The organism is Galbibacter sp. BG1 (genome assembly GCF_013391805.1).
In the GTDB taxonomy this organism is placed as follows: Bacteria; Bacteroidota; Bacteroidia; order Flavobacteriales; family Flavobacteriaceae; genus Galbibacter.
The window spans coordinates 468,300-493,529 of the sequence record NZ_CP058364.1 but is presented as its reverse complement, the minus strand read 5'-3'; the positions used below and the strand labels follow the sequence as shown (position 1 = coordinate 493,529).

General features: G+C 37.0%; 21 protein-coding genes. 12 read left to right on the top strand and 9 right to left on the bottom strand.

Annotated elements, in window-relative coordinates; genetic code table 11:
• Nucleotides 1-48 precede the first annotated feature (48 nt).
• Nucleotides 49-1,575 carry a beta-N-acetylhexosaminidase gene (locus tag HX109_RS02145; protein ID WP_178949574.1) on the top strand — a complete coding sequence of 509 codons (1,527 nt, stop codon included), beginning with the start codon at nucleotides 49-51 and terminating at the stop codon, nucleotides 1,573-1,575.
• Nucleotides 1,576-1,696: 121 nt separating this feature from the next.
• Nucleotides 1,697-3,226 (top strand): GH3 auxin-responsive promoter family protein, encoded by a 1,530-nt coding sequence (locus HX109_RS02140; protein ID WP_178949573.1) that lies wholly within the window; start codon nucleotides 1,697-1,699, stop codon nucleotides 3,224-3,226.
• A gap of 2 nt (nucleotides 3,227-3,228) precedes the next feature.
• Here HX109_RS02140 and HX109_RS02135 read toward each other — a convergent pair whose 3' ends face one another.
• On the bottom strand, nucleotides 3,229-3,801 hold the full coding sequence (locus tag HX109_RS02135; protein WP_178949572.1) for a hypothetical protein: 573 nt from the start codon (nucleotides 3,799-3,801) through the stop codon (nucleotides 3,229-3,231).
• Nucleotides 3,802-3,956: 155 nt separating this feature from the next.
• Between HX109_RS02135 and HX109_RS02130 the strand changes: the two genes are divergently transcribed.
• Nucleotides 3,957-4,763, top strand: coding sequence for a zinc-dependent peptidase (locus HX109_RS02130; RefSeq protein WP_178949571.1), 807 nt, complete (start codon nucleotides 3,957-3,959; stop codon nucleotides 4,761-4,763).
• On the opposite strand, the gene HX109_RS02125 is transcribed toward HX109_RS02130, so the two are convergent.
• The 4 genes from HX109_RS02125 to HX109_RS02110 all read right to left on the bottom strand — a co-directional run bounded on the left by HX109_RS02125 (nucleotide 4,760) and on the right by HX109_RS02110 (nucleotide 8,283).
• The gene (locus HX109_RS02125; protein ID WP_178949570.1) at nucleotides 4,760-5,734 is read right to left on the bottom strand and encodes a YpdA family putative bacillithiol disulfide reductase; all 975 of its coding nucleotides are present in this window, start codon (nucleotides 5,732-5,734) and stop codon (nucleotides 4,760-4,762) included. The two genes, HX109_RS02130 and HX109_RS02125, sit on opposite strands and share 4 nt — an antisense overlap.
• A complete protein-coding gene (gene rpe, locus HX109_RS02120) occupies nucleotides 5,734-6,393 on the bottom strand; it encodes a ribulose-phosphate 3-epimerase (RefSeq protein WP_178949569.1) in 660 nt (219 codons plus the stop codon). The genes HX109_RS02125 and rpe overlap by 1 nt, the downstream gene beginning before the upstream one ends.
• A 184-nt stretch (nucleotides 6,394-6,577) precedes the next feature.
• A complete protein-coding gene (locus HX109_RS02115) occupies nucleotides 6,578-7,537 on the bottom strand; it encodes a DUF4382 domain-containing protein (protein ID WP_178949568.1) in 960 nt (319 codons plus the stop codon).
• Nucleotides 7,538-7,644: 107 nt separating this feature from the next.
• Nucleotides 7,645-8,283 carry a hypothetical protein gene (locus HX109_RS02110; RefSeq protein ID WP_178949567.1) on the bottom strand — a complete coding sequence of 213 codons (639 nt, stop codon included), beginning with the start codon at nucleotides 8,281-8,283 and terminating at the stop codon, nucleotides 7,645-7,647.
• Nucleotides 8,284-8,511: 228 nt separating this feature from the next.
• On the opposite strand from HX109_RS02110, the gene HX109_RS02105 reads away from it, so the two are divergent.
• The 3 genes from HX109_RS02105 to HX109_RS02095 are packed head-to-tail and all read left to right on the top strand — an operon-like array spanning nucleotide 8,512 to nucleotide 12,481.
• A complete protein-coding gene (locus HX109_RS02105; protein ID WP_178949566.1) occupies nucleotides 8,512-9,033 on the top strand; it encodes an RNA polymerase sigma factor in 522 nt (173 codons plus the stop codon).
• Between the two features lie 54 nt (nucleotides 9,034-9,087).
• A complete protein-coding gene (locus tag HX109_RS02100) occupies nucleotides 9,088-9,990 on the top strand; it encodes a FecR family protein (RefSeq protein ID WP_178949565.1) in 903 nt (300 codons plus the stop codon).
• Nucleotides 9,980-12,481: a carboxypeptidase-like regulatory domain-containing protein gene (locus HX109_RS02095; RefSeq protein ID WP_178949564.1), complete on the top strand. Its 2,502-nt coding sequence runs from the start codon at nucleotides 9,980-9,982 to the stop codon at nucleotides 12,479-12,481. The genes HX109_RS02100 and HX109_RS02095 overlap by 11 nt, the downstream gene beginning before the upstream one ends.
• 10 nt (nucleotides 12,482-12,491) lie before the next feature.
• Here HX109_RS02095 and HX109_RS02090 read toward each other — a convergent pair whose 3' ends face one another.
• Together HX109_RS02090 and HX109_RS02085 are read right to left on the bottom strand one after the other, a co-directional pair.
• A complete protein-coding gene (locus tag HX109_RS02090; protein ID WP_178949563.1) occupies nucleotides 12,492-13,670 on the bottom strand; it encodes an AIR synthase related protein in 1,179 nt (392 codons plus the stop codon).
• Nucleotides 13,671-13,981: 311 nt separating this feature from the next.
• Nucleotides 13,982-16,168: a glutamine synthetase III gene (locus HX109_RS02085; protein ID WP_178949562.1), complete on the bottom strand. Its 2,187-nt coding sequence runs from the start codon at nucleotides 16,166-16,168 to the stop codon at nucleotides 13,982-13,984.
• A 282-nt stretch (nucleotides 16,169-16,450) separates the two neighbouring features.
• Between HX109_RS02085 and HX109_RS02080 the strand changes: the two genes are divergently transcribed.
• Nucleotides 16,451-17,476: a glutamine synthetase beta-grasp domain-containing protein gene (locus HX109_RS02080; protein ID WP_178949561.1), complete on the top strand. Its 1,026-nt coding sequence runs from the start codon at nucleotides 16,451-16,453 to the stop codon at nucleotides 17,474-17,476.
• A 93-nt stretch (nucleotides 17,477-17,569) separates the two neighbouring features.
• Here the strand turns inward: HX109_RS02080 and HX109_RS02075 are convergent, their stop codons facing one another.
• Complete coding sequence (locus tag HX109_RS02075) at nucleotides 17,570-18,508, bottom strand: calcium/sodium antiporter (RefSeq protein WP_178949560.1); 939 nt, start codon at nucleotides 18,506-18,508, stop codon at nucleotides 17,570-17,572.
• Nucleotides 18,509-18,640: 132 nt separating this feature from the next.
• Between HX109_RS02075 and HX109_RS02070 the strand changes: the two genes are divergently transcribed.
• From HX109_RS02070 to HX109_RS02050, 5 genes are all read left to right on the top strand, one after another.
• Complete coding sequence (locus HX109_RS02070) at nucleotides 18,641-19,000, top strand: BlaI/MecI/CopY family transcriptional regulator (RefSeq protein ID WP_178949559.1); 360 nt, start codon at nucleotides 18,641-18,643, stop codon at nucleotides 18,998-19,000.
• Nucleotides 19,001-19,074: 74 nt separating this feature from the next.
• On the top strand, nucleotides 19,075-20,877 hold the full coding sequence (locus HX109_RS02065; RefSeq protein ID WP_178949558.1) for a M56 family metallopeptidase: 1,803 nt from the start codon (nucleotides 19,075-19,077) through the stop codon (nucleotides 20,875-20,877).
• A gap of 268 nt (nucleotides 20,878-21,145) precedes the next feature.
• Entirely contained in the window at nucleotides 21,146-22,222 is a 1,077-nt protein-coding gene (gene prfA, locus HX109_RS02060; RefSeq protein ID WP_178949557.1) for a peptide chain release factor 1, read from the top strand.
• Nucleotides 22,223-22,422: 200 nt separating this feature from the next.
• Nucleotides 22,423-23,232 (top strand): orotidine-5'-phosphate decarboxylase, encoded by an 810-nt coding sequence (gene pyrF / locus HX109_RS02055; protein WP_178949556.1) that lies wholly within the window; start codon nucleotides 22,423-22,425, stop codon nucleotides 23,230-23,232.
• A gap of 12 nt (nucleotides 23,233-23,244) precedes the next feature.
• The gene (locus HX109_RS02050; protein WP_317170428.1) at nucleotides 23,245-23,853 is read left to right on the top strand and encodes a helical backbone metal receptor; all 609 of its coding nucleotides are present in this window, start codon (nucleotides 23,245-23,247) and stop codon (nucleotides 23,851-23,853) included.
• 342 nt (nucleotides 23,854-24,195) lie between these two features.
• Here HX109_RS02050 and purU read toward each other — a convergent pair whose 3' ends face one another.
• Nucleotides 24,196-25,050, bottom strand: a complete 855-nt coding sequence (gene purU, locus HX109_RS02045; protein WP_178949555.1) for a formyltetrahydrofolate deformylase — start codon at nucleotides 25,048-25,050, stop codon at nucleotides 24,196-24,198.
• Nucleotides 25,051-25,230 lie beyond the last annotated feature (180 nt).

The window sequence follows — 25,230 nt, the reverse complement described above, 5'->3', positions numbered from 1 at the left end:
CGTATTTTAAACTTGTAAAACCAACTTGCCATGCGATGCTATTTTAAAATGAAGTCATTAATCCATTATTGCATGGGGATGTTGGTATTTGGGCTGTCTGCCCAAGATATTTCTTTGGAAAAGGGACTCATTCCCATTCCAGTTAGTTTAGAGAAAAAGAAAGGGGAGTTTAAGGTAACCCCGGCCAGTATTATTTATTTCGAGGAGGCATCCTTAAAAAAGAACGCTGAATATTTAGCTGAATATCTTCAGGAGTTAACCGGAATTAAGCTTTCTATTCAAAATAATTCAGAACAAATTAATCAGGGGATCGTTCTAAAACTTTCAGAAGAAATAAAGGAAGAAGAAGGTTATGTTTTGGATGTAACGTCAAAACGATTGATACTAAAGGCTAAAACCCAAGAAGGCATTTTTAGGGGGCTGCAAACTGTTTTTCAATTACTTCCCGAAAAATTGGAAACTGCCAAAAGCAAAGCGATATGGGCAATTCCAGCAGTGCATATTCAAGATTATCCTGCGTATGTTTACAGAGGAAGCATGCTAGATGTTTCCAGGCATTTTTTTGATGTAGAAACCGTAAAAAGATATATCGACCATCTGGCGTTTTATAAATTGAATACATTGCACCTCCATTTATCTGACGATCAGGGTTGGAGAATTGAAATAAAATCCTGGCCGAAGCTTACAGAAATAGGTGCTGCCTCGCAAGTAGGGGAAGGAGATGGGGGTTTTTATACCCAAGAAGATTATAAGGAAATTGTGCGTTACGCCCAAGAACGTTTTATTACGGTGGTACCAGAAATAGATATGCCTGGGCATACCAATGCTGCCTTAACTTCTTACCCAGAGCTTAACTGCGATGGAAAAGCAACAGAGGCTTACAGGGGTACTAAAGTAGGTTTTAGCTCACTCTGTATAGATAAAGAAATTACATATACTTTCGTAGAAGATGTTATAAGGGAGATAACAGCCATTACCACCGGGCCCTATTTTCATATTGGGGGCGATGAATCGCTTTCTACGGAAGAGGAAGATTATATCACCTTTGTAAACCGGGTTCAAAAGTTGGTCTATCAATATGGGAAAACACCGATAGGTTGGGACGAAATTCAGCATGCGGAAATTAAACCAACAACCATCGTCCAGTTTTGGGGAAAGAAAGAGAATGCTATTGAAGCTGCCAAAAAAGAGGCAAAATTAATTATGTCTCCTTCTACTCGGGCATATATGGATATGAAATATGATTCTTTGACGAAACTGGGCTTGAATTGGGCTGGATATATAAATCTGGAAAAAGCATACCACTGGGATCCCAATAGTTTTCTCGACGGTGTTCGAGAGAAAGATATTTTGGGAGTCGAAGCCCCTTTGTGGACAGAAACCATAGAAACTTTTAAAGACATCCAATACATGGTGTTTCCCCGTCTTTTAGGATATGCCGAAATTTCTTGGTCTCCTTCCGCCAGGCGCGATTGGAAAAATTACCAAAAGAGGTTGGCACAGCATTACCGGTTCTTAACTGCCCAACAAATTAACTTTTACGAGTCAGACGAAGTTCCTTTCCCAAGAAAATAATTGAACAAGGATTGCTTTTTATGGCGTTTACGTTATTAAAAACATGGATTGCGCCCTACAATTTATAGTTTTCTTAATATTTTCCTTTCTTAAAATAAAGTAAATTCAGCAAAAAAAGTACATGGCAATTATAGGTTCTATTATTAAAGGTGTTATTGAATTAGCAGATAGTTTTTCTTCGGAGGGAAATGCTGCGGAAGAACAACAGAAAGTCTTAAAACAACTGCTGGAAACAGCCAAGAACACCAAATTTGGTAAAGATCATGCCTTCGGGGAAATTCTGAAGGAGAAAGATATGGAACGCAATTTTGCCAACCATGTTCCTTATTACGATTATCATGAAATGAATGATAAGTATTGGAAATTCCTTCACGAAGGCGAGGAAGATGTTTCCTGGCCGGGCAGTCCAGAATACTATGCACTTAGCAGTGGAACTACAGGGAAAACCAGTAAGAGGATTCCGGTTACAGAAGATATGCTGGAGGCCATAAGAAAAACCGGAATAAAACAAGTGAGTGCTTTGGCAAACTTCGACCTGCCAGCAGATTTTTTTGAAAAAACGATTATGATGCTCGGGAGCTCAACCGACTTAAAAGAGAAAGATGGGCACTTGGAAGGGGAAATAAGTGGAATAAGCGCCAGTAACATTCCTTTTTGGTTTCGTGGATATTATAAGCCTGGAGTGGAAATCTCCCAGATAGACGATTGGGATGAGCGGGTACAAAAAATTGCAGAGGAAGCCAAAAACTGGGACATTGGAGCGTTAAGCGGAATCCCGTCTTGGATGGAGTTGATGATGAAAAAAGTTATCGAATACAACAATGTAAAAAACATTCATGAGATATGGCCGAATCTACAGGTGTATACTTCTGGTGGAGTGGCTTTTGGTCCTTATAAAAAGAGTTTTAATGCTTTGTTGGCACATCCTATTACAGTAATAGATACCTACTTGGCATCGGAAGGATTTTTGGCTTATCAAGAACGCCCCGATACGGAAGCCATGAAATTGGTGTTGGATAATGGTATTTACTTTGAGTTTGTACCCTTCCGTCCCGAATATATTAATGAAGATGGTTCCCTTACTGCCGATGCACCATCCATTACCATAGGCGAAGTGGAAGAGGATGTAGAGTATGTATTGATAATATCCACTGTATCTGGAGCTTGGCGCTATTTAATTGGGGATACCATAAAATTTACCAACTTAGAAAAGCACGAAATAATTATTACAGGTAGAACTAAGTTTTTCCTTAATGTAGTAGGTTCGCAGCTTTCGGTAAATAAAATGAACGACGCTATTCAAATTGTGGAAGAAAAATTTGATATGGAAATCCCAGAATTTACAATTGCGGCCACGAAAATAGATAATGAATACCACCATAAATGGTATTTGGGATCCCCACAAATGGATATAGATCCACAAGCGGTTGCAGATGCCTTGGATGAAGCTTTAAAAGGAGCCAATAAAAATTACAAAGTAGCAAGGTCTAAGGCGTTAAAAGGAGTAAAGGTGGAGATAGTAGATCCAGAAATTTTCCACGCTTGGAACGAGCATAATAAAAAGAAAGGCGGACAGGTAAAAATGGAGCGTGTTATGGGCGAAGAAAAATTTAAAGATTGGGAAACCTTTGTAAAAGACCAGAAAGGATAAAATTAGGATTTAGGATCTAGTTCTTGGGTTAACTGCAAAATATCTTCTGGCGAAAGGTAAAGCCTTTTAATTCGCTGTTTATAGGTTTCAGATAGACTGGTGTTGTTCAATATAAAATTCTTGGTTTTTAATATGTAATCTCCCATCCCGTGGTTTACGGCATAGACATCGGCGGCCCGTTCGGCTTCACGAATGTGTTTTCCAATGAAAATATATTTTAATCCGAAGAGAATTAAGTTCCAACTGCCACGATGTAGGTAATCTATAATATGTCCCAATTCATGACCAATCCAACCGATAAGCACATCTTTTGGGATAGTGTCTATGGTGAATTCTTCCCCTTCAATATTAAAGCTACTGCTAATGAAAATAAAGTAGCGTCGCTTTTTCGGTCTTCTAAAGACTGTTGAAAATTCCGGCTGGGCCTGCATAAAAGAACGCTCTAACTTCTCTTTGAACTTAAACTCAATAGGGGTGCTTTTTAATTCTGGAAAATATTTAAGTGCCGTTAGAACTTCAGCTTCTATTTTTTTTGGGATACGTTTATTGGTAATCTGTAATTTTTCCTTTTCCATACCTTTCAAACTACGAAATATCCTTAATATTTGCGGGAAACGATTTATAAAGTTCTCTTAATTATTGTTGAAATTTGTTTAAAATACTTGAGCATCAATTAATTAATTTTAATTTTTTGCTTTTGTTTTAGGTGAAAAAATAGTATTTTCAATAGATGATAGTTCCATTTATTCTAGGCGTTCCTGTGGTATTACTATTTACCTATTGGGGGTTCAACCTTACGGATTTGGCCTATTCTAGGATTTATGGAAAACCTCTAATTGTCTACGACCATATTTATTTCAAAAAGCTTAATGAAGAAGATATTGCGGTAATTACTAAGTATTCTCTGTTCTACAATAAGCTTAATCTTTACAAACAGCGAGTTTTTAGGCATAGGATTGTAGTTTTTATAAACAGCAAAACCTTTATCGGTTTAAACGGTTTTGAAGTTACCAGGGAACGAAAAATCTTGATAGCTACTGTGGCCGTTATGCTTTCCTTTGGAATGCGGAGATACCTAATAGAATCGGTTAATAAAATTATCGTTTATCCAGATGCTTACTTTTCGGCAATTACCCAAAAATATCATCTGGGAGAGTTCAATCCGCTGCTTAAGACCATTGTTTTTTCATGGCAGGATTTTATGGCCGGGTTAAACAACACTTCCAACAATAGTAATTTGGCGGTACATGAGTTTGCACACGCTCTTTATTTTGGTTCGCAACAATATAATGATGTGAGCTCCATTTTATTTTCCCACGGCATTAGAAAAATAGACGATCTTTTGCATACCGATGAATACATCGATAAAATTAGGCATACCAAATATCTGAGAGGATATGCCTATACCAATAAGTTTGAATTTTTTGCGGTTTGTTTGGAGCATTTTATAGAAACACCGATAGAATTTAAAAAAGAATTCCCCGAATTGTTCCGCGTTATAAAAAACATGATGAATTTTGAAACCTCTGGAGCTTAATGCACCAGTTTTTGCGCAATATTTTCGAGGATCATTTTGGCGTGTATCCGAGAATTTTCTATAAACCATAAATGCGTATCCATACCTCCACAGATAACACCTGCCAAATAAAGGTTTTCAACATTGGTTTCCATGGTTTTTTCACTATACTGAGGGTAAAACTTACCGTCTTCTGATAGTTTTACACCCATTTTTTCGAGAAAATGAAAATTCGGCTGGTATCCTGTTAGCGCCAGTACATAATCATTATCGATTGCCTTTTCTCCTTCTGGAGTGTTTAAAACAATGGTTTTTTCTTTAAATTCCTTTACAGTGGTATTAAAATAAGCTTTTACGCTCCCTTCCTTGATGCGATTTTCAATATCTGGCTTTACCCAATATTTAACCCGTGGTCCAATTTCAGGCCCGCGTACAATCATAGTAACTTCGGCACCTTTTCGGTAACATTCCAAGGCGGCATCCACCGCAGAATTACTGGCCCCCACGACTGCCAATTTTTGCATGGAATAAAAATGCGGGTCTTTGTAATAATGAGCTACTTTAGGCAGGTCTTCACCAGGAACATCCAAGGTGTTTGGAAGATCGTAAAAACCGGTGGAAACAATAACAAAATTAGCACTGTAGGCATCTTTATCGGTTGCTACGGCAAAAGAATTGTCTTTTTGTTTGGAAACATTAATGACTTTTTCAAATAAATTGATGTCAAGATCGTTGGAGGTTACAATTCTTCGGTAATATTCCAGCGCTTCATTGCGTTTTGGTTTCGCTTCTTTACTGATAAAAGGAATATTATCGATCTCCAGTTTTTCAGAAGAAGAAAAGAACTGCATGTTCATCGGGTAATTGAAAAGCGAGTTTACAATTGGGCCTTTTTCAATAATTAAAAAATCAATTCCTCTTTTTTTTGCTTCAAGGCCACAAGCAATCCCGATGGGACCTCCACCAATAATTATGAGTTCTTTTTGTGTCATTATGCAATTTTGTTTTTAATCTCAGAAATAGTTTTATTGGGGTTGTTGCTGCTAAAAATAAAGCTTCCAGCTACGAGAACATCTGCACCGGCGTCTGTCAATTTTTTAGCATTTTCGGCATTAACACCACCATCTACTTCAATAAGCGTATTTGCATTATGGGCTAAAATCATTTCTTTAAGCTGCTCCACTTTTTTATAGGTGTTTTCAATAAAAGATTGTCCGCCAAAACCTGGATTTACGCTCATAATAAGTACCAGGTCGAGATCGTTTATTACTTCTTCCAACACCCGTACACTGGTATGAGGATTTAAAGCAATGCCAGCTTTCATTCCCGCCGCTGTAATGGCTTGAATGGTGCGGTGTAAATGATTGCACGTTTCGTAATGAACAGTAAGATAATTTACTCCTAAATTGGCGAAATCTTCAATGTAACGATCTGGATCTACGATCATAAGATGGGTGTCCAGCGTTTTGGTAGCATGTTTGGCGATGGCTTTAATAACAGGCATCCCAAAAGAAATATTTGGAACGAACATGCCGTCCATAACATCTATATGAAACCAGTCGGCTTCACTGTTGTTTACCATTTCAATGTCTCGCTGTAGATTGGCAAAATCTGCCGCCAGTAAAGAAGGAGCAATTAATTTTTTATTCATTACACTGCGTTTGTTACGTAATTCTATTCCGTTACAAACAAAAATACGGGAAATAATTTTTAAAACGCCATCTCTTTGATGTCCTTAACAAGTTTATAACGAAATGAAGATGAGTTGTAAAACAACGAAAAAAGGGGAGCAGAAAAATTTTTCTGCTCCCCTTGCTATTAAAAAATCTATTTGCTTATTCTTTAAACCCAACTACCGAAAGTTGAAGATCTAAATTTAAATTGGATGTTACTTTAAGGGCGCCTAAGTTTATGTTGGTTAAAGACTCTACCTCTAACATTCCATTGAATTCAAATTCGCCGTCATTGTCTTCATCGCTATAGGAAGCGAAATGAACTTCGTAGTCTCCTTCTTTTAAAAAGTTCAATTGAAATTTGCTGGAAGATTTGTTCACTTCTGCACTTGTTATAGCGTTTGCAAATGTAATGTTGCTACTACCTGTACCTTGTGCCTCCGCATCTGTATAGGCTCCAGCTTCATAAGCAAATGCAATTATTTTTTCTGAAGTATTACTGCTATCGTTTACACTTCCAGAAACCTTTCCCGTTTCCATTTCATTTACCAATCTTAATCCCGACTCCAATTCGTTTTCTGTAGCAAAGTCAAATTTATCGGAAGAATTATTGGCCGATGCTATAATAGTTTTACGCAAATCGAAATCTACAATTATTTTATTGGCAGTAGCAGCAAAAACTTCCACTTTATCTTGAATTTTAATTTCATTGTTGCTTGCTTCCAATGCATGTTTAACACCGTCTACAGTTTCTACATAACATCCAGGAGCGTTACCTTGTACGTCATTTTTATAGTCTAGAACTAAACTTACGGTAGCATCAGTTTGAGCTTCTAAATCTATTTTCCCTAACAACTCGGTAGTACCATTTTGTAGCGTCATTAAATCTACGGTAGTGGCAGAAAACCCCTCTACCATTTGCCCGTTTACTTTTACTTCGGTAATAGTCACTACGGCTGCACTTACATTACTTTGGTCAATAGGTGCATCTGTAAGGGCTACATCCGTTGCATAAGTTTGCTTTGGTTCGTTGGTCATATCGTCCTCATCTTTTGCACAAGAAGCGAACAAGGTTACCATTGCTAAAAAAACTAATTTTAAATTTTTAACTGAATTTTTCATAATTTTTCGTTTTTAATTTGTTTAAATTTCGAGCGTAGTTATCCACTCTTAAAGAATCGCCATTCTTTAAGCGGTTTATTTTGAGTATGTTTTCGTGATTTTTTTTTCTAGTTACCGCAAGCGTCTAAGACATCTAAGTATTCCTTATCGTTTTGAACCGTAATTGTGGTGCTGTCCTTTTGTTGCAAGGAAATTGGGTAATCGACACTGTAAATTTCTGAACTCGATAAATTGGTGAGATAGTTGAAATATTCCTCCTTACTTGTAATTTCTATGGTATCCTGCTTGTTGTTGTCCACGATAGTAAAAATGGAAATTGGAAAGTCTATAGAAACACAGGTAATTGGTGCCCGATCGCTATTTATAAGTTCTGTACATTCCTCTTGCAGCTTTAAGAGCTCTTCTTCATTGGTAATGGCAACCGTTGTATAATTCTGCTTGGTTACCGTAATGGGATAAACCAATTCTATGAGGTCGTTTTCATTTAAAATATCCAAATCCGTTAATTCCACTATAGTAACAATTGTGTTGTTAAGTTCTATTTGAACTGGTAAGTTTAAGGCCGTACAAGGATTATTGTCCAATACATCGTCTATGGTGCCATCCAGCATATTGTTCCGTTCTGCTTTAGCAGTGTAAACCGATTCTTTGTTGTTGGTGTTCTCATTGGAAGTGTTTACATTAATTTCTTCCTGACAAGAAACTAGTAAAGCAATAAAGATTATATATGTAATAAATGTTTTCATTTAACACGTTATTTTCTGCGTTTGTATAGGTAAGACACTTCACTTTTAAAAAACCCTACCGCTTCACTTAATTTTTTTAAATTTACTTCCTGTACAAACTTTAAAATATTGAGTTTGAAACGGGTAATCCCTTGTAATAAGTAGTCTTGAAGCTGTTTTGTAAGACTGCAAAAAACTGTGGTTAAAATCCTGTTTTCTGAAATATTTAAAGTTTTCAAAATAAAATGTATGTCTATAAATAAGGGCGAACTTTGCCAAGATAGTATTTTTGATGAATTTTATAAAGCACATTCACAATCGCTTTACAGTTTCATGTATTACCGTACCGGAAACGCAGACAAAGCATTGGATTTGGTACAAGATTCTTTTTTGAAAATTTGGAATAAATGTGCAGAAATAGCACTGGAAAAAGCCAAGAGCTATCTTTTTCAAACAGCCAATAACTTGTTTTTAAATGAAAAGCGCCATGAAAAAGTAGTTTTGGAATACCAAAATATGTATCCTGTAACAGATGCTACCCACCAAGACCCTGAATATAAATTACGCGAAAAAGAATTTCAGCAAAAATTGAATGAGGTTATAGCCAGTCTATCCGATGGCGAACGGGAAGTGTTTTTGTTGAACAGAATAGACGGTAAAAAATATGTTGAAATAGCGGAGATGCTCGATATTTCTGTAAAAGCCGTAGAAAAAAGAATGATGAAAGCTTTAAAGAAGCTTCGGGCGGAGTTCGATTATTTTAAAAAGTAGGGTTTTTAAAACCTTAAGTGTCTTATTAATAAGAGGTAGACAAAACGGAAAACTATGCAAAATGAAGATAATATATTAAAATGGCTCAATGGCGATATGTCGGAAGGCGAACTTCAGGAATTTAAAAACACTGAAGATTACAAAGCCCTACAGCCCATTATTGCAGAGACCAAGAAAATAAAACAACCCAAATTGGATGTCGAGGAAAGTTTGGCGAAACTTAAAACTAGACAATCCAAAAAGATTGCTTCTAAAACCCCATGGATGAAAATTGCCGCCGTTGCTATACTGTTTCTTCTGGCAGGAAGCCTTTTGTTTTATTTTAGTGGCAGTACTACGGTAATTACCACGAATATTGCTGAAACCACCACGGTAGAATTACCAGACAATTCTGAAGTTGTTCTTAATGCAGCATCCAAGATTGAATATGATAAAGGCAAATGGGACGACAACCGCCAAGTTATTTTAGATGGAGAGGCTTATTTTAAGGTGGCCAAAGGTAAAAAGTTTACGGTGGAAACAAATTATGGGAATGTTGAGGTTCTGGGAACACAATTTAATGTGCGGGAACGGGATGGCCTTTACGAAGTGGTGTGTTATGAAGGTAAGGTAAAAGTAAGTAAAGCGGGAGAAGAGCGTATTTTAAAAGCCGGAAACTATGTAAAAATGTTGCCCAATAATTCCCTTTCTTCCGTAGAAAATGTAAAGGACAGCGAACCTGCTTGGCTTCAGGATAAAACAAACTTTCATCAAACAGAACTTTCTTTGGTTTTGGCAGAATTACAGCGCCACTACGCAATAAAAGTTTCTGTAGAAGACAAGGCATTGCTTCAGAAAAAATTTACGGGAAGCTTTGTAAATAACGATTTGGTGAAAGCATTGGAGGTGATTTCGTATACGCTAAACCTAAAGTACGATATCAAAAACGATAAGGAAGTATTGTTGTATGCAGAATAAAAAATGGATCCCTTTTTTGTTTGTGCTCATGTTTTGCTGGCAGTTCTATGCCCAGGAAATACCTGTTTCAGTTGCTTTTTCCGAGTTAAAAGAAAATTATAATATCGATATTTCTTATGTGGAGGACGATTTAAGGGACATTTTTATAATGCCTTTTGCAGAAAACCTGTCCTTAAATGAAATAATAAACCATATAAATGCCCACCCCCTATTGGCATGTAAAAAAATAAATGCCAACAGTATTGCCGTAAAGAAAGAACTGCAAAATATATCTGTCTGTGGAGTTTTAAGGGGGGATGATTCTAAAGAGGTGTTGGTGGCCGCTACGGTTAAAATAGTAGACAATAATAGTCACACCATAACCAATAATAAAGGTCAATTTTTTTTGGAAGGAATAGCTGCGGATGCACGAGTAGAAATAGATTATTTGGGGTACAAAAAACAAATCATAGCGGTAAGTAACCTTTTCTCTGAAGAAAACTGCCCTGTACTTTATTTAAATCCTTCCAGCGTAGAACTTAACGAAGTAGTGCTAACCAATTTGTTTACAAGCGGACTTGCTAAAAATCTGGATGGTAGTATCGCCATTTCCAAAGAAGATTTCGGAATTTTACCAGGTTTGGTAGCCCCGGATGTCTTGCAAACCATACAATTGTTGCCGGGAGTTGAAAGCGTAAACGAATCTATTGCAGATATTAATATCAGGGGAGGCTCCAACGACCAAAATTTTGTAAGCTGGGATGGAATTAGAATGTACCAAACCGGACATTTTTTCGGACTCATATCGGCGTTTAATCCGCAAATTACCGATGAGGTAAAAGTGGTTAAAAACGGGACTGGGGCCTTGTATTCCGAGGGTGTTTCGGGTTCCGTATTTATGCGAGCCGATAATAGAGTTCAACCAGAATTAAAAGGGAGCATAGGGAGCGATTTATTGGCCACCGACGGCTTGTTGCATGTTCCGTTGGGAGAAAAGGTCTCTTTATCTGTGAGTGGACGTTTCTCGCTTACTGGCTTGTATGCGTCTCCAACTTATGAAAAGTATTTCGAATGCTCTTTTGAAAATATCGAGATAGATAAAGACAGCTTAGCACAAAATTCCACATTCAATTTTTATGATGTTTCTGCTAAACTTAATTATCAAATTAATGAAAAACATAAATTCTCCGCTAGTTTTTTAAGACTGCATAACAAATTAACCTATGCCGAGGCAACAAATAATGAAAAGCGGGAAAGTGATTTGTCTCAACAGAGTATTGGAGTTTCGGCTAATTTAGAAAGTCAATGGAGCGATTCTTGGAGTACAAATGTCATCGCGTATTATTCTAAATATAATTTGGATGCCTTGGATGCCAATATTACCAATGAGCAAAGTATTCTCCAACAGAATGAAGTTATTGAGGAAGGAGTTAAGCTAGAGGCAACGTATCGACTTTCCAATAATTTAAAGTGGCTCAATGGGTATGAATTTGTAGAAACCGGGGCACTCAACAGTTCAGAAATCGTTAACCCAACCTACGAGATAATCCAAAAAAAGATAAATTTAAAACACGCTTTGTTCTCTGAAGTCACCTATGCTAAAAATGGTTTTTTCTCAAAAGCAGGGGTACGGTTAAATTACATACCTACCCTTGGGAAATTTTTGGTGGAACCTAGGCTAAATCTCAGTCAAAAACTAGGAGCCAATTTCTCGCTTTCGCTTCAAGGGGAATTGAAGCATCAAACGATAACGCAGTTTGTAGACCTGAATGAAGATTTTTTAGGAGTCGAGAACCGTCGATGGGTCAATAGCGATGAAAATGTGCCTATTGTACAAGGGAAACAGGCATCTTTCGGGGCTAGTTTTAAGAATAGTGGTTGGTATGTTTCGATTGATGGATTTTACAAAAAGGTGACAGACATGGTTTCTGAAAGTCAAGGATTTCAGGGGCAATTTCAATTTGATGGAGCTGTTGGAGATGCAGTCACATATGGATCGGAATTTTTGGTGAATAAAAATTTCGGACTCAAGAATACCTTTTGGATAAGTCATACATGGAGTAATCAATACTACGATTTCCCTGAATTATCCTCAGGAACATTTCCAGGGAATTTTAACGTAGACCAAAGTTTTTCTTCGGGATTAAACTATTATATAACCAACAATTGGAGCACATCACTGGGGTATCAATGGAGAACGGGAAGGCATTATACCGTACCTGTAGATGGCCAAGAAACGTATCAAGATGGTAATACCGTGAGGGTTAATTATGGGGAGATAAATACCCAACAACTAAACAATTACGGCCGTCTGGATGCGAGTTTAGGTTACGAAATATGGTTTAAAAAATCGCAGCTTCAACTAAAGGCTGGAATTTTAAATGTTTTAAATAGAACCAACGAAATTTCGAGATTTTATGTGGTCGATTCAAACGATAGTTCGAAAACAATAGCGGTTACTAAAAACTCTTTGGGAATTACCCCAAATGTTTCCCTTCGATATAATTTTTAAAAACTATTTTTTAATACTCAAAAGCCCCGTATTCACTGGAAATAGTAAGTTTTTTGGTTTCGGAAGCCTCCACACGTCCAATAATTTGAGCGTCGATGTTAAAAGACTTGGAAATCTCTATGATATTCTGAGCAATTTTTTCATTTACATATAGTTCCATTCGGTGTCCGCAATTAAATACTTGATACATTTCTTTCCATGATGTTTTAGACTGCTCCTGTATAAGTTTAAACAGTGGAGGCACTTCAAAAAGATTGTCTTTAACTACGTGTACATTATCTACGAAATGGAGCACTTTGGTTTGTGCACCACCACTGCAATGAACCATCCCATTTATCTCTTCGGAAGTATATGTATTTAAAATCTTTTGGATGACGGGCGCATAGGTGCGGGTAGGGGAAAGTACCAACTTTCCAGCATCGATTGGTGAATTTTCAACCGCATCGGTTAGTTTGGTATTTCCAGAATAGACCAGCTCGTTTGGAACGGCATGATCGAAACTTTCAGGGTATTTTTCAGCTAAATATTTGGAAAACACATCATGGCGTGCAGAAGTGAGTCCGTTGCTTCCCATACCCCCATTGTATTGATTTTCATAGGTAGCCTTTCCAAAAGAAGCCAAACCAACGATTACATTGCCTGGTTTAATGTTGGCATTGTCTATTACATTTTTTCGTTCCATTCGGGCTGTTACCGTAGAGTCTACGATAATGGTACGCACTAAATCTCCCACATCGGCTGTTTCTCCTCCGGTTGAATGTATTTCTACGCCAAACTCTTTTAAATCGGCAATAAGCTCTTCGGTACCATTGATAATGGCAGAAATTACTTCTCCAGGAATAAGATTTTTATTTCTTCCTATGGTAGACGAAAGCATAATATTTTGAGTGGCTCCAACGCACAAAAGGTCATCAATATTCATAATAAGCGCATCTTGGGCGATGCCTTTCCAAACAGAGATGTCTCCAGTTTCTTTCCAGTACATATACGCTAGGGAAGATTTGGTTCCGGCACCATCGGCATGCATAATAATACAATGCTCTTCGCTACCGGTTAAATAATCTGGGACGATTTTACAAAAGGCTTTCGGGAATAATCCTTTATCTACATTTTTTATGGCATTGTGCACATCTTCCTTGGATGCCGAAACACCTCGTTGCGAATACCTTTTGCTAATCTCTGAACTCATGAAAAATTGTTTTTGCAAAAATAGCCATAAATAAAAAGCACACAAACAAAAGTTTGTGTGCTTCATTTTTTTGAAGGTTGGTTATTTCCTTCTTTCCTTTTGAGTGATTCGCAAACAAAAGCTTCAAAAAACTTTCTAGTCTGAAAACCACTTCATTAAATTGATTAATAGCATACCAAATATATAAAAACTTATGGCTTCCCGTACAGGATAAATCCCCTTTATAAATGGGTGTTATGCTCTTTTCGACCAATGCTGTTTAAAATCGGATTAACTGATAATCAATCAGTAACATTGTTTAACGGAGTTTGTTATTTGGTAAACAATAGCTCCCTATACTTTGTAAGTGGCCAAAGATTGTCGTCTACCAACAACTCTAATTTATCGCAGTGGTAGCGGATTTGCTCGAAATAGGGTAAAACTTTCTCGCAGTACGCTTCTGCCTTGAGTTGTGCTTTTTCCAGCTTATTGGCGTTTTTACGTTCGTCTATCATCGCCTTTACTTTCGAGTTTATTTCAGAAATGTGGTTTGATATTTCCTCTATAAGATCCAGTTGCTCTGGAGCGAGTTTCTTAAAATCATTTCCAAAGACCTCCTTAAGTCCCTTTACATTTTCTATAAGTGTATTCTGGTAGCGAATAGCGGTTGGAATTACATGGTTTCTTGCAATATCGCCCAAAACACGGCCTTCAATTTGAACTTTTAAGGCATATTCTTCCAATTCAATTTCATGTCGGGCTTTGATTTCTACGGAATTCATCACCTTCATTTCCTCATACAAATCGATCACTTTTTTAGAAATGGATGCTTTTAAAGCTTCTGGGGTAGATTTATTATTGCTCAATCCTCTTTTTTGGGCTTCTTTCACCCATGCTTCGCTATAGCCGTCCCCTTCGAAACGAATTTTTTTGGAAGCCTTTATATATTCCCTCAGCACATTGAAAATGGCTTCATCTTTTTTTAGCTTTTTCTTTTCAATAAGTCCGTCAACCTCCTTTTTAAATTCCCGAAGTTGTTTGGCTACAATGGTATTTAAAACCGTCATGGGTTTTGCGCAGTTCGATTTAGACCCAACAGCTCTCAATTCAAACTTATTACCCGTAAAAGCAAAAGAAGAGGTTCTATTTCTATCGGTATTATCCAAAAGTATTTCTGGAATTTTACCAACTACATTAAGTTTAAGGTCTGTTTTTTCTTGAGGTGAAAGTTTTCCTTTGGAAACATCTTCCAATTCATCTAGAACTTTTGTTAATTGGGAACCTATAAATACTGAAACGATGGCCGGTGGAGCTTCGTTGGAGCCCAATCGGTGGTCGTTGGTAGCAGAAGCCACGGAAGCTCTTATGAGTTCTTCATAGTCGTGAACAGCTTTTATAGTGTTAATAAAGAAAGTTAAAAACTGAAGGTTTTTGGTGGGTGTAGTCCCCGGACTTAATAAGTTGGTGCCGTTATTGGTGGCTAAAGACCAGTTATTATGTTTTCCTGATCCGTTAACCCCTACAAACGGTTTTTCGTGGAAAAGGACCTTAAAATTATGCTTGTCGGCAGTTTTGTCCATTAAGTCCATTAATAAGGAGTTGTGGTCTACCGCCAAATTGGCTTCTTCAAAAAGCGGAGCCAACTCAAACTGATTGGGGGCCACTTCATTGTGCCTTGTTTTTACGGGAATACCGAGTTTTACACAATCGTTCTCCAGATCCCTCATAAAGTTAAGTACCCTATCTGGAATAGAACCAAAGTAATGATCGTCTAATTGCTGGCCTTTAGCAGGAGAATGTCCAAGCAAAGTTCTTCCTGCCAAAACAATATCGGGACGCGAATAGGCAAGAGCCTTATCAATTAAAAAATATTCCTGTTCCCAGCCCAAGGTAGCATTTACTTTGTTAACGCTTTTATCGAAATAACGAGCTACTTCGGTAGCAGCATTATCAACGGCCTGTAAAGCCCTTAACAACGGTGCTTTATTGTCTAAAGCTTCGCCGGTATAAGAAACAAAGACCGTGGGAATACATAAGGTAGTTCCGTAGACAAAAGCTGGGGAGGTAGGGTCCCACGCAGTATATCCCCTAGCTTCAAAGGTATTTCTAATCCCTCCATGTGGAAAACTGGAAGCATCTGGCTCTTGTTGAACCAATTGGCTGCCTCCAAATTTTTCTACAGCCTGCGAATTGTTTATAGGTTCAAAAAAAGAATCGTGTTTTTCTGCAGTAGCTCCTGTAAGCGGCTGAAACCAGTGTGTGTAATGCGTAGCCCCTTTGGTTATGGCCCAGTTTTTCATGGCGGCGGCTATTTCATCGGCTAGTTTGCGGTCTATTTTTACACCACCCTCGATGGCTGCGATAACGCTGTTAAAGGCTTCTTGCGACATTACCTGGCGCATTACTTGCTCATTGAATACATTAATTCCATAAACTTCAGAACGTTTTCCAGTAATATCGATGGGTAATGGTTTTCGTTCGAAAGATTTTTTTATTGCTTTAAACCGTATTGTTGACATATGCTCGTTATAAAAAAGTTGATTCTTTATCCTAAATGTTTGATGGGTAACAAATTTCCAATATCAAATTCTAATTAGGTATCTTTAAGAAAATTAAATATTAAATTATTATTAACAAAAATCAGAATATTTATACAAATAAGAAAATACCCCTTGCAAAAATAGGGTATTAATAAAAATATAGGGTTGTTTTCAAAAATACCCCTGTAATTTTCGGCAGCAAACACAAAAAAACATATTTTTGTCTACGAGTAAAGTTCAATTAATAAATTTTTTATACAAATGAGTAAGGCTAAACTTGAGTACATTTGGTTAGATGGATATTTTCCAACCCAAAACATGAGAAGTAAAACAAAGATTGAAGATGATTTTAGTGGGAAATTGGAAGATTGCCCTATTTGGTCTTTTGACGGATCTTCAACAAAACAAGCTGAAGGAGGATCCTCTGACTGCTTGCTAAAACCAGTTTCTATATTTCCTGATCCTGCACGTAAAAATGGGTATTTGGTAATGGCAGAAGTTTTAAATGCTGATGGAACTCCTCATGAAACCAACTCTAGAGCCACTATTGATGATGAGAATGATGAAGATTTCTGGTTCGGTTTTGAGCAAGAGTACTTTATAATGGATACGAAAACACAATTGCCTCTTGGGTTCCCAGTAGGTGGATATCCTGGTCCTCAAGGACTGTATTACTGTTCTGTTGGTGGTTTAAATACTCACGGAAGAGAAGTAGTTGAAAGACATGCAGATTTATGTATCGAAGCTGGAATTAATTTCGAAGGAATTAACCAAGAAGTTGCTTGCGGGCAATGGGAGTACCAAATCTTTGCTAAAGGAGGAAAAAGAGCTGGAGATGAAATTTGGATCTCTCGTTATCTTTTAGACAGATTGTGTGAAGAATATGGTTACTATATCGAGTATCACCCTAAGCCAGTTAAAGGAGATTGGAATGGTTCTGGTATGCACGCAAACTTCTCTAATACCTTATTGAGAACTTGTGGTTCTAAAGAAATTTACGAAAAAGTATGTGAGGCGTTTAGACCAGTTACCAAAGAGCACATAGCTGTTTATGGTGAGTTTAACGACGAGCGTTTAACAGGTAAGCACGAAACTGCGGCTATAACCGACTTTAGTTACGGTGTTTCTGATAGAGGTGCTTCTATTCGTATTCCAATTATTACAGTAGAAAAAGGATATAAAGGATGGTTGGAAGATAGACGTCCTGCTTCCAATGCAGATCCATACAAAGTAGCTGCGAGAATAATTGAAACAGTAAAAACTGTAGATATTAAAGCAGAAGCTTAAAAATATATACAAAAATGTTCCCTCAAGCGTGACATTTTTGGTACGTTAATGTAAAAATCGCCTAAATTATTTTAGGCGATTTTTTTTGTGCGTTTATATAAGTGTGGTGTAAACAAATATGCCGTAGAGTGCTAACAAAATAATACCATCCCTCCAGCCAAGTCGAAATCCTCTTGGTATAAAAACGAGTGGTAAAATAAGAAAGGATATTCCCAACATCCAATAGATATCGTTCGTTAATAAACCTTTGTCGTTAATTTCGATAGGGGTGATCATGGAAGTAATTCCAAGGACTGCAAGAATATTAAACATATTCGATCCAATTAAATTCCCCAGGGAGATAGCTTTTTCTTTCTTTAAAACCGCAATAATGGATGCGGCCAATTCGGGAATGCTTGTCCCTACCGAAACCACCGTAACAGCAATAACACGTTTGCTTACTCCATAAGCTTCTGCCAAGCCAACGGCGCCTTCAATAAGTAATTCGGAGCCGCCCCATAGAGCCAATCCACCTATGGCAAGATATAGTACCACTTTATAGAGAGGTAATTCTTGGTTTATTTCATCTTCAGTCTCATCGACAACTGCCTGTTTTTGAAACTTCAGCAAATAAATCAAAAAGAGGGTAAGAAAAGAAAATAGAATAATCCCTTCGTAGCGCTGTAAGGTATGATCTGTAAAAACAAAACCGAATAATAAAACCGAGGAAATCATCATGACCGGCCAATCGGTTTTATAAAAACTTTTTTCAACGTTAATGGGAGATAGAATAATTGTTATGGCGAGTACCAAACCGAGGTTGGCCACATTGGAGCCTATAACATTTCCCATTGCCAAATCTGGGAAGCCGTTTAAAGCAGATTTCACACTTACTATTAATTCGGGTGCAGAGGTTGCTAGGGATACAACCGTCATCCCAATTACAATCTTAGGAATGTTCAACTTCAAAGAGAGTCCAACGGCTGCTTTTAATAACCAGTTTCCTCCGAGAATAAGTAGTGCTAGGCCACAGATAATAAAAATTAAATTCATATAAAGTATTTATACGAAGGTAAAGAATAAGGCTAAAAAAGCATTAAAACTGCATAATTAGTTAATTAACTATATTTTTAGTTGCATAACTAAAAATATAGTTTTACTTTTATTCAAGTAAAATAAAAAACTATGCGGGAATTAACGAATAAGGAAGAGGAGATAATGAAAATTTTATGGGAGCTAGAGAAGGCTTTTGTAAAAGAAGTACAGCAGGCAATAGAAGGCGATAAGCCGCATTACAATACGTTATCTACCATAATCAGGAATTTAGAGGAGAAGGGTTACGTGGCGCATAATGCCTTTGGGAATACCCACCAATATTATCCTTTGGTAAAAAAAGAGGAGTATAGGAAAAAGTTCCTTTCTTCTGCCATAGAAGATTATTTTAATAATTCTTACAAAGGTTTGGTTTCATTTTTTGCCCAAGAAAGGAAAATAAGTGTGGAAGAGCTTAAAGAAATTATAGATCATATTGAAAACAAAAAATGATGGTAGACTTTTTATCTTATATATTGAAGGCTTCCATCTTGCAAATCATATTTTTTGGGGTTTACAGTTTTTTTTTGAAGAAAGAAACTTTTTTCCAGGCCAATAGATGGTTTTTAAATTTAGGCATGGTAGTTTCCATGCTTCTGCCTCTACTTTATTTTAAAACGGTAGAATATGTAGAGGTTTCAAAACTTTCGGGGAATGAACAAGCGCATGCATCACGTACCTTATTTCAAGAAACTTCTTATTTAGATTTTGCAATGGAAGTTTTGTTTTATTTATACCTGGCCGGAGTGGTAATCTTTTCTATTAAGATTACGATTCAGCTTTTATCCTTGTACCGCCTTATAAAGAGAGGGACTTTGAAGAAAGGGAATATAAATCATGTTTTCATTTCAGAAAATGTGGGTCCGTTTTCATTTTTCAATAACATTGTTTACAATCCCAATAATCATTCAGCGGAGGAGTTAAAAACTATAATCGCCCACGAAAAGGTTCACGTTCGTCAAAAACATTCTTTCGATGTTATTTTTGTGCATCTATTTACTTCCATGTTCTGGTTTAATCCTTTTGTGTGGTGGTATAAAAAGCGGCTTACTCAAAATTTAGAATTCATAGCCGATAAAGGAGCTGTCGAAAACGCTAAGGAAATTAAAACTTATCAATATTTATTACTGAAAAAATTAAGCGGAGTACATTACTCCATCATCAATCCATTTTATAATTCATTAATCAAAAATCGAATCGTTATGTTACAAAAACAAAAATCACAAAAAAGGAACATTTGGAAGTATGCCTTAATATTTCCTTTGCTAGCAGGATTTATGATGTTGTTTAGCTTTAAAACGGAGACCAAATTCAAGATCCAAAATAATTTACAGGATAAAGAAGTAATTCAGGATTCAACTTTTTCCGATAACCCGCTTGTAGTAATAGACGGGGTTGTAATGCCATCTGACTTTGATCTAGATTCAATTGATCCTAATACGATTGCCACTATGGATGTATCCAAGGGAGCGTTGGCTGTTGCCAAATATGGAGAAAAGGCCAAAAACGGAATAGTAGAAATAACTTTAAAATCAGGGAAAAAGCAGGGAGGTGTCGAAAATCTAACTGGCAAGAGCGAAAATAGGGGAAGTGTTGGCGTAGAAACGAATACAAATTCCGAAAAAAGTCCTTGGAAAATTACAACTGGGCAACAAGCACCATACAATACCAAATACTTTGATTCTAGTTCTATTTACTCGGACGATACCACTTCGGCAAGTGGTTCGAAAGAAGGCACTACAAATAAATATGTGGGAAAAACTGAGAACGACGGGAACGAGGTTTCACAGAATGACGATGATTACACAATGAAGGGTTCTTCGGCTGCTGGAGTGATAGTAAGCGTAAATCCAGATAAAGAAAAACCGTTGTTTGTTATTGATGGAAAAGTGATGCCAAAAGATTTTGATATTAATTCGGTTGATCCAAAAAACTTTAACGAATTAAAAATTCTTAAAAATGAAAAAGCCATTGAAAAATATGGGGATCAGGCTAAGAATGGTGTTGTTGAACTAAGTTTGAAGCCGTCAGGAGTGGCTTCCGATAAGGAACATTTGACTAATGGACAAATTAAAATAGAAAGAAAGAATAGTGATGGCACCGAAACAGACGGTAGTTTTATCATGCAAACGAATGGCAACAGCCCGAAATCTTTAAAAGATGCGCTTTACGTAGTAAACGGAAAAATAATGCCAAAAGATTTTCAAATGAAATCAATTGATGTAAGCAACGTAAAGCACGTAAACATTCTAAAAGACCAACAAGCGATTGAGAAATATGGGGAAAAAGCGAAAGATGGAGTTGTTGAAATCACATTAAAGGAAAAATAAGAATAATGTCATACAAAAAGCAAACCGCCCCAGTATTTACTTGGGCGGTTTTGTGATATGTATATATTAGGTCGAGTCTGCCTTTGTCGGAGTCAGGCGCAGTCGATAACTAAACGTGGATAGTAAGCTAAATAAGTTTTCAACTACACTGGACGAGTCATTTTATTGTTTTGGATTAACGAAATTATATAAATTTCATGCGAATGATAGCAAACTCGAAAAACCTCAAAAATAATCGTAAATTTGTAAATCGAATTAGAAACGAATTATGTTAGATAAATTAAACATTGTTAAACAACGTTTTGATGAGGTGTCCGATTTAATTATCCAACCGGATATTATTGCAGATCAGAAACGTTACGTGCAATTAAATAAAGAGTATAAAGAGCTAAAAGAGCTCGTAGATAAACGTGAAGTTTATAAAGAAATACTCGATAATATTGAAGAGGCTGAAGAAATAATTGAGGATGGGAGCGATGCTGAAATGGTAGAGATGGCCAAAATGCAGTTGGAAGAGGCAAAAGAAAAGTTGCCAAGTATCGAAGAAGAGATTAAATACATGCTTATTCCCAAAGACCCGGAAGACTCAAAAAACGTAATGATGGAGATTCGTGCTGGAACGGGAGGCGACGAAGCAAGTATTTTTGCTGGGGATTTATACCGTATGTACACCAAATACTGCGAGGGCAGGGGCTGGAAAGTGAATACGGTAGACTACAACGAAGGAACTTCTGGAGGTTATAAAGAAATTATTTTTGAAGTAAACGGAGAGAACGTTTATGGAACAATGAAATTTGAATCTGGGGTGCACCGTGTACAACGGGTTCCGCAAACAGAAACACAAGGACGCGTGCATACATCTGCAGCAACCGTTATGGTATTGCCAGAAGCGGAAGAATTTGATGTAGAACTGGATATGAGTGATGTTAAGATCATAAGAACTACTTCTACAGGTCCTGGAGGGCAATCGGTTAACACAACCTATTCCGCCATTCAGTTACAGCATTTACCAACAGGGATAGAAGTGCGTTGTCAAGATGAGAAATCGCAACATAAAAACTTGGAAAAAGCCATTAAAGTGCTTCGTTCAAGGCTTTACGAGCGGGAACTGGCTAAAAAACAGGAAGAAGATTCTGCACGTAGAAAGAGCATGGTTTCCAGTGGTGATAGAAGTGCAAAAATTAGAACCTACAATTATCCGCAGGGCCGTGTAACCGATCATAGAATCGGACTCACACTTTACGATTTATCCAATATTGTAAATGGAGATATCGACAAAATTGTGGAGGAACTTAAAATGACTGAGAACACTGAGAAACTTAAGGAAGCCAGCGAAACGATGTAGCTTTTTAAAGAAATAGCTGTTTTAGTAAAGGATTTTTAAAATAAAATATGATATCATACTGAGCTTGCCCGTCTGCCATGGCGTTTCGGGCAGTTCCGAGTATTTTAGATTTATTATGCCCTTCGACTCCCGATGCTTCGGGACTGGGTGACATTGTAAATTTAAAATACTTTCTTTTTTATTTAAGAGCAAACATAAAAATGACCACAAACGAACTTGTACAACAAATAAGAGCTAAAAAATCATTTCTCTGCATAGGATTGGATACTGATTTGGAAAAAATCCCGTCACATCTGCTGAATGAGGAAGACCCTATTTTTGCGTTTAATAAAACCATTATCGATGCCACACATCATTTAACCGTAGCCTATAAACCAAATATTGCTTTTTATGAAGCCCACGGGATTAAAGGATGGGAGGCACTAAAAAAAACCGTGGATTATATCAATGAGCAATACCCGGAGATTTTCACCATAGCCGATGCAAAACGAGGGGATATAGGTAATACTTCCACCATGTACGCAAAGGCTTTTTTTGAGGATTTAAATTTCGATTCTGTAACTATAGCTCCGTATATGGGAAAAGATTCCGTAGAACCTTTTTTGGCCTTTAAAGACAAGCATACCATTTTGTTAGCGCTTACTTCCAACCAAGGGGCTTTCGATTATCAGACCTTGGAAGTCGGTACAACTCCACTTTACAAAAAGGTGCTGGAAACTTCCAAAACCTATAAGAATTCGGGGAATTTAATGTATGTAGTAGGAGCAACAAAGGCCGAATACTTCAAAGACATTCGGCAAATTGTACCCAATAATTTTTTATTAGTTCCTGGCGTTGGTGCCCAAGGCGGTAGCTTGGAAGAGGTTTGTAAATATGGAATGAACTCCGAGATCGGACTCTTAATCAACTCTTCCCGAGGTATAATCTACGCTTCTAAAGAGGAAGATTTTGCCGAGCAAGCAGCTTTAAAAGCCAAAGAAATACAGCAACAAATGGCTAAATTTTTATAAAATGCTTTGGTGTTGATAGATCAAATCGGGCGACATATCAACGTTCAAAAAACTCCTACACGGATTGTTTCCTTAGTGCCTTCGCAAACGGAATTACTGTGCGATCTAGGTTTGGAAGCGCAGTTAGTTGGTATCACTAAATTTTGTGTGCATCCATCTCATCTTAAATCCAACGTAACCATTGTCGGCGGGACAAAGGATGTTAAATACTCTAAGATAAAAGCCTTACAGCCCGATATTATACTTTGCAATAAAGAAGAAAATACCAAGGAAATCGTTGAAAATTTGGAGCAGTTGGCCACTGTACATGTTTCAGATATTTATAATATGCAAGATGCCTTAGCGCTAATCGACCAATACGGAAAGCTTTTTTCAGTAGAAAAGAAAGCGGCTAATTTGATATCCGATATTTCTTCAGCATATCATTCTTTTCAATCGTATATGCGCGATAAACCAAATAGAAAAGTTGCTTATTTCATTTGGCGCAAGCCTTGGATGGTTGCTGGAGGGAACACATTTATCAATTTCCTTCTAAAGGAAAATAAATTCGAGAATATTTTTGAAAGTATTGGGAGATATCCAGAGGTTAAGTTTCCAGAATTAAATGCTCTAAAGATTTAGATTGTATATTGCTTTCTTCGGAGCCTTTTCCGTTTAAAGGGAAACACATTCAAGAAATTAAAAAAGAAGTCCCTCATGCTCAAATTTATTTGGTAGATGGGGAATATTTCTCGTGGTACGGTTCCCGTTTAAAACAGGCCTTTGCCTATTTTAGATCGTTTCAGGAGAGGCTATAAACAAAAAAAAACCGATCTCTCCAAACCGGTTTTTTTTAAACTAACTAACTGCTAACTCAAACGAATTCAAGTATAAAACTAAACTTGTTACAAAGATGATGCTTAAACCTTGGAAGTGTGTTAAGCATAAATTACCAAACCATTAATTTGTTGAAAAGATCGGCTTTTAGCTAAAAATGATGGTTTTGTTATTAAAGACCATAGTTTTTCTATCGATATGTAGTTTGATGCCTCTTGCCAAGACAATTTTTTCCAAATCACGGCCTTTCATAACCAAATCGTTTATAGAGTGCGCATGGGTAACCCGCGCTACATCCTGTTCTATGATAGGGCCAGCATCCAGTTCTTCGGTAACATAATGGCTTGTCGCACCAATAATCTTCACTCCTCTTTTATAGGCAGAATGGTAGGGTTTGGCTCCCACAAAAGCGGGTAAAAAAGAATGGTGTATGTTAATTATTTTGTTTTGATATTTCTTGATTAACCCTTCTGGAATAATTTGCATATATCTCGCAAGTACTATAAAATCCACTCCAAATTCTTCCAATAACTTTAACTGTTGTTGCGCTGCTTTATCTTTGGTTTCCTTAGTTACAGGGATATGGTAAAAGGGAATTTTAAAACTATCGGCTATATGTTTTAGGTCGGGGTGATTGCTTATTATAAAAGGGATTTCAACATTTAATTCGCCTGCGTTGTACCTCCCGAGAATGTCATACAAGCAATGGTCGTACTTGGAGACAAACAAAGCCATTTTTGGTTTGTAATCATCGGTGTACATTTGCCATTCCATATGGTATTTGGTGGCAATATTTTTTTTAAATTCATTTTTAAAATCTTCGTAATTAAACGTTTCTGGGTTAAATTCGCTTTCACTACGCATAAAGAACGTTTCGTTTTGCCGGTCTACATGTTGGTCGATATAGACAATATTGCCTTCATTTTCATGTATGAAATTGGTAACAGCGGCAATAATACCAGAGGTGTCTTTGCAGTGGATTAAAATGGTTATTTTTCCCATGGATTTGGTTGGTGTTTATTGAATGTTTTTTTGGCTGAATAGTCAGTCTCAAAAATAATAGCTTTTAGCAAAGCAGCCTTCTTTTTTTTAAAGTTTTATGTTTCTTGTTAAATTGGCTCTTTGAAAGAATTCTTTATTAACTTATTCCAAAAATAATCGCCTTTATTTTGCAAATTCTGT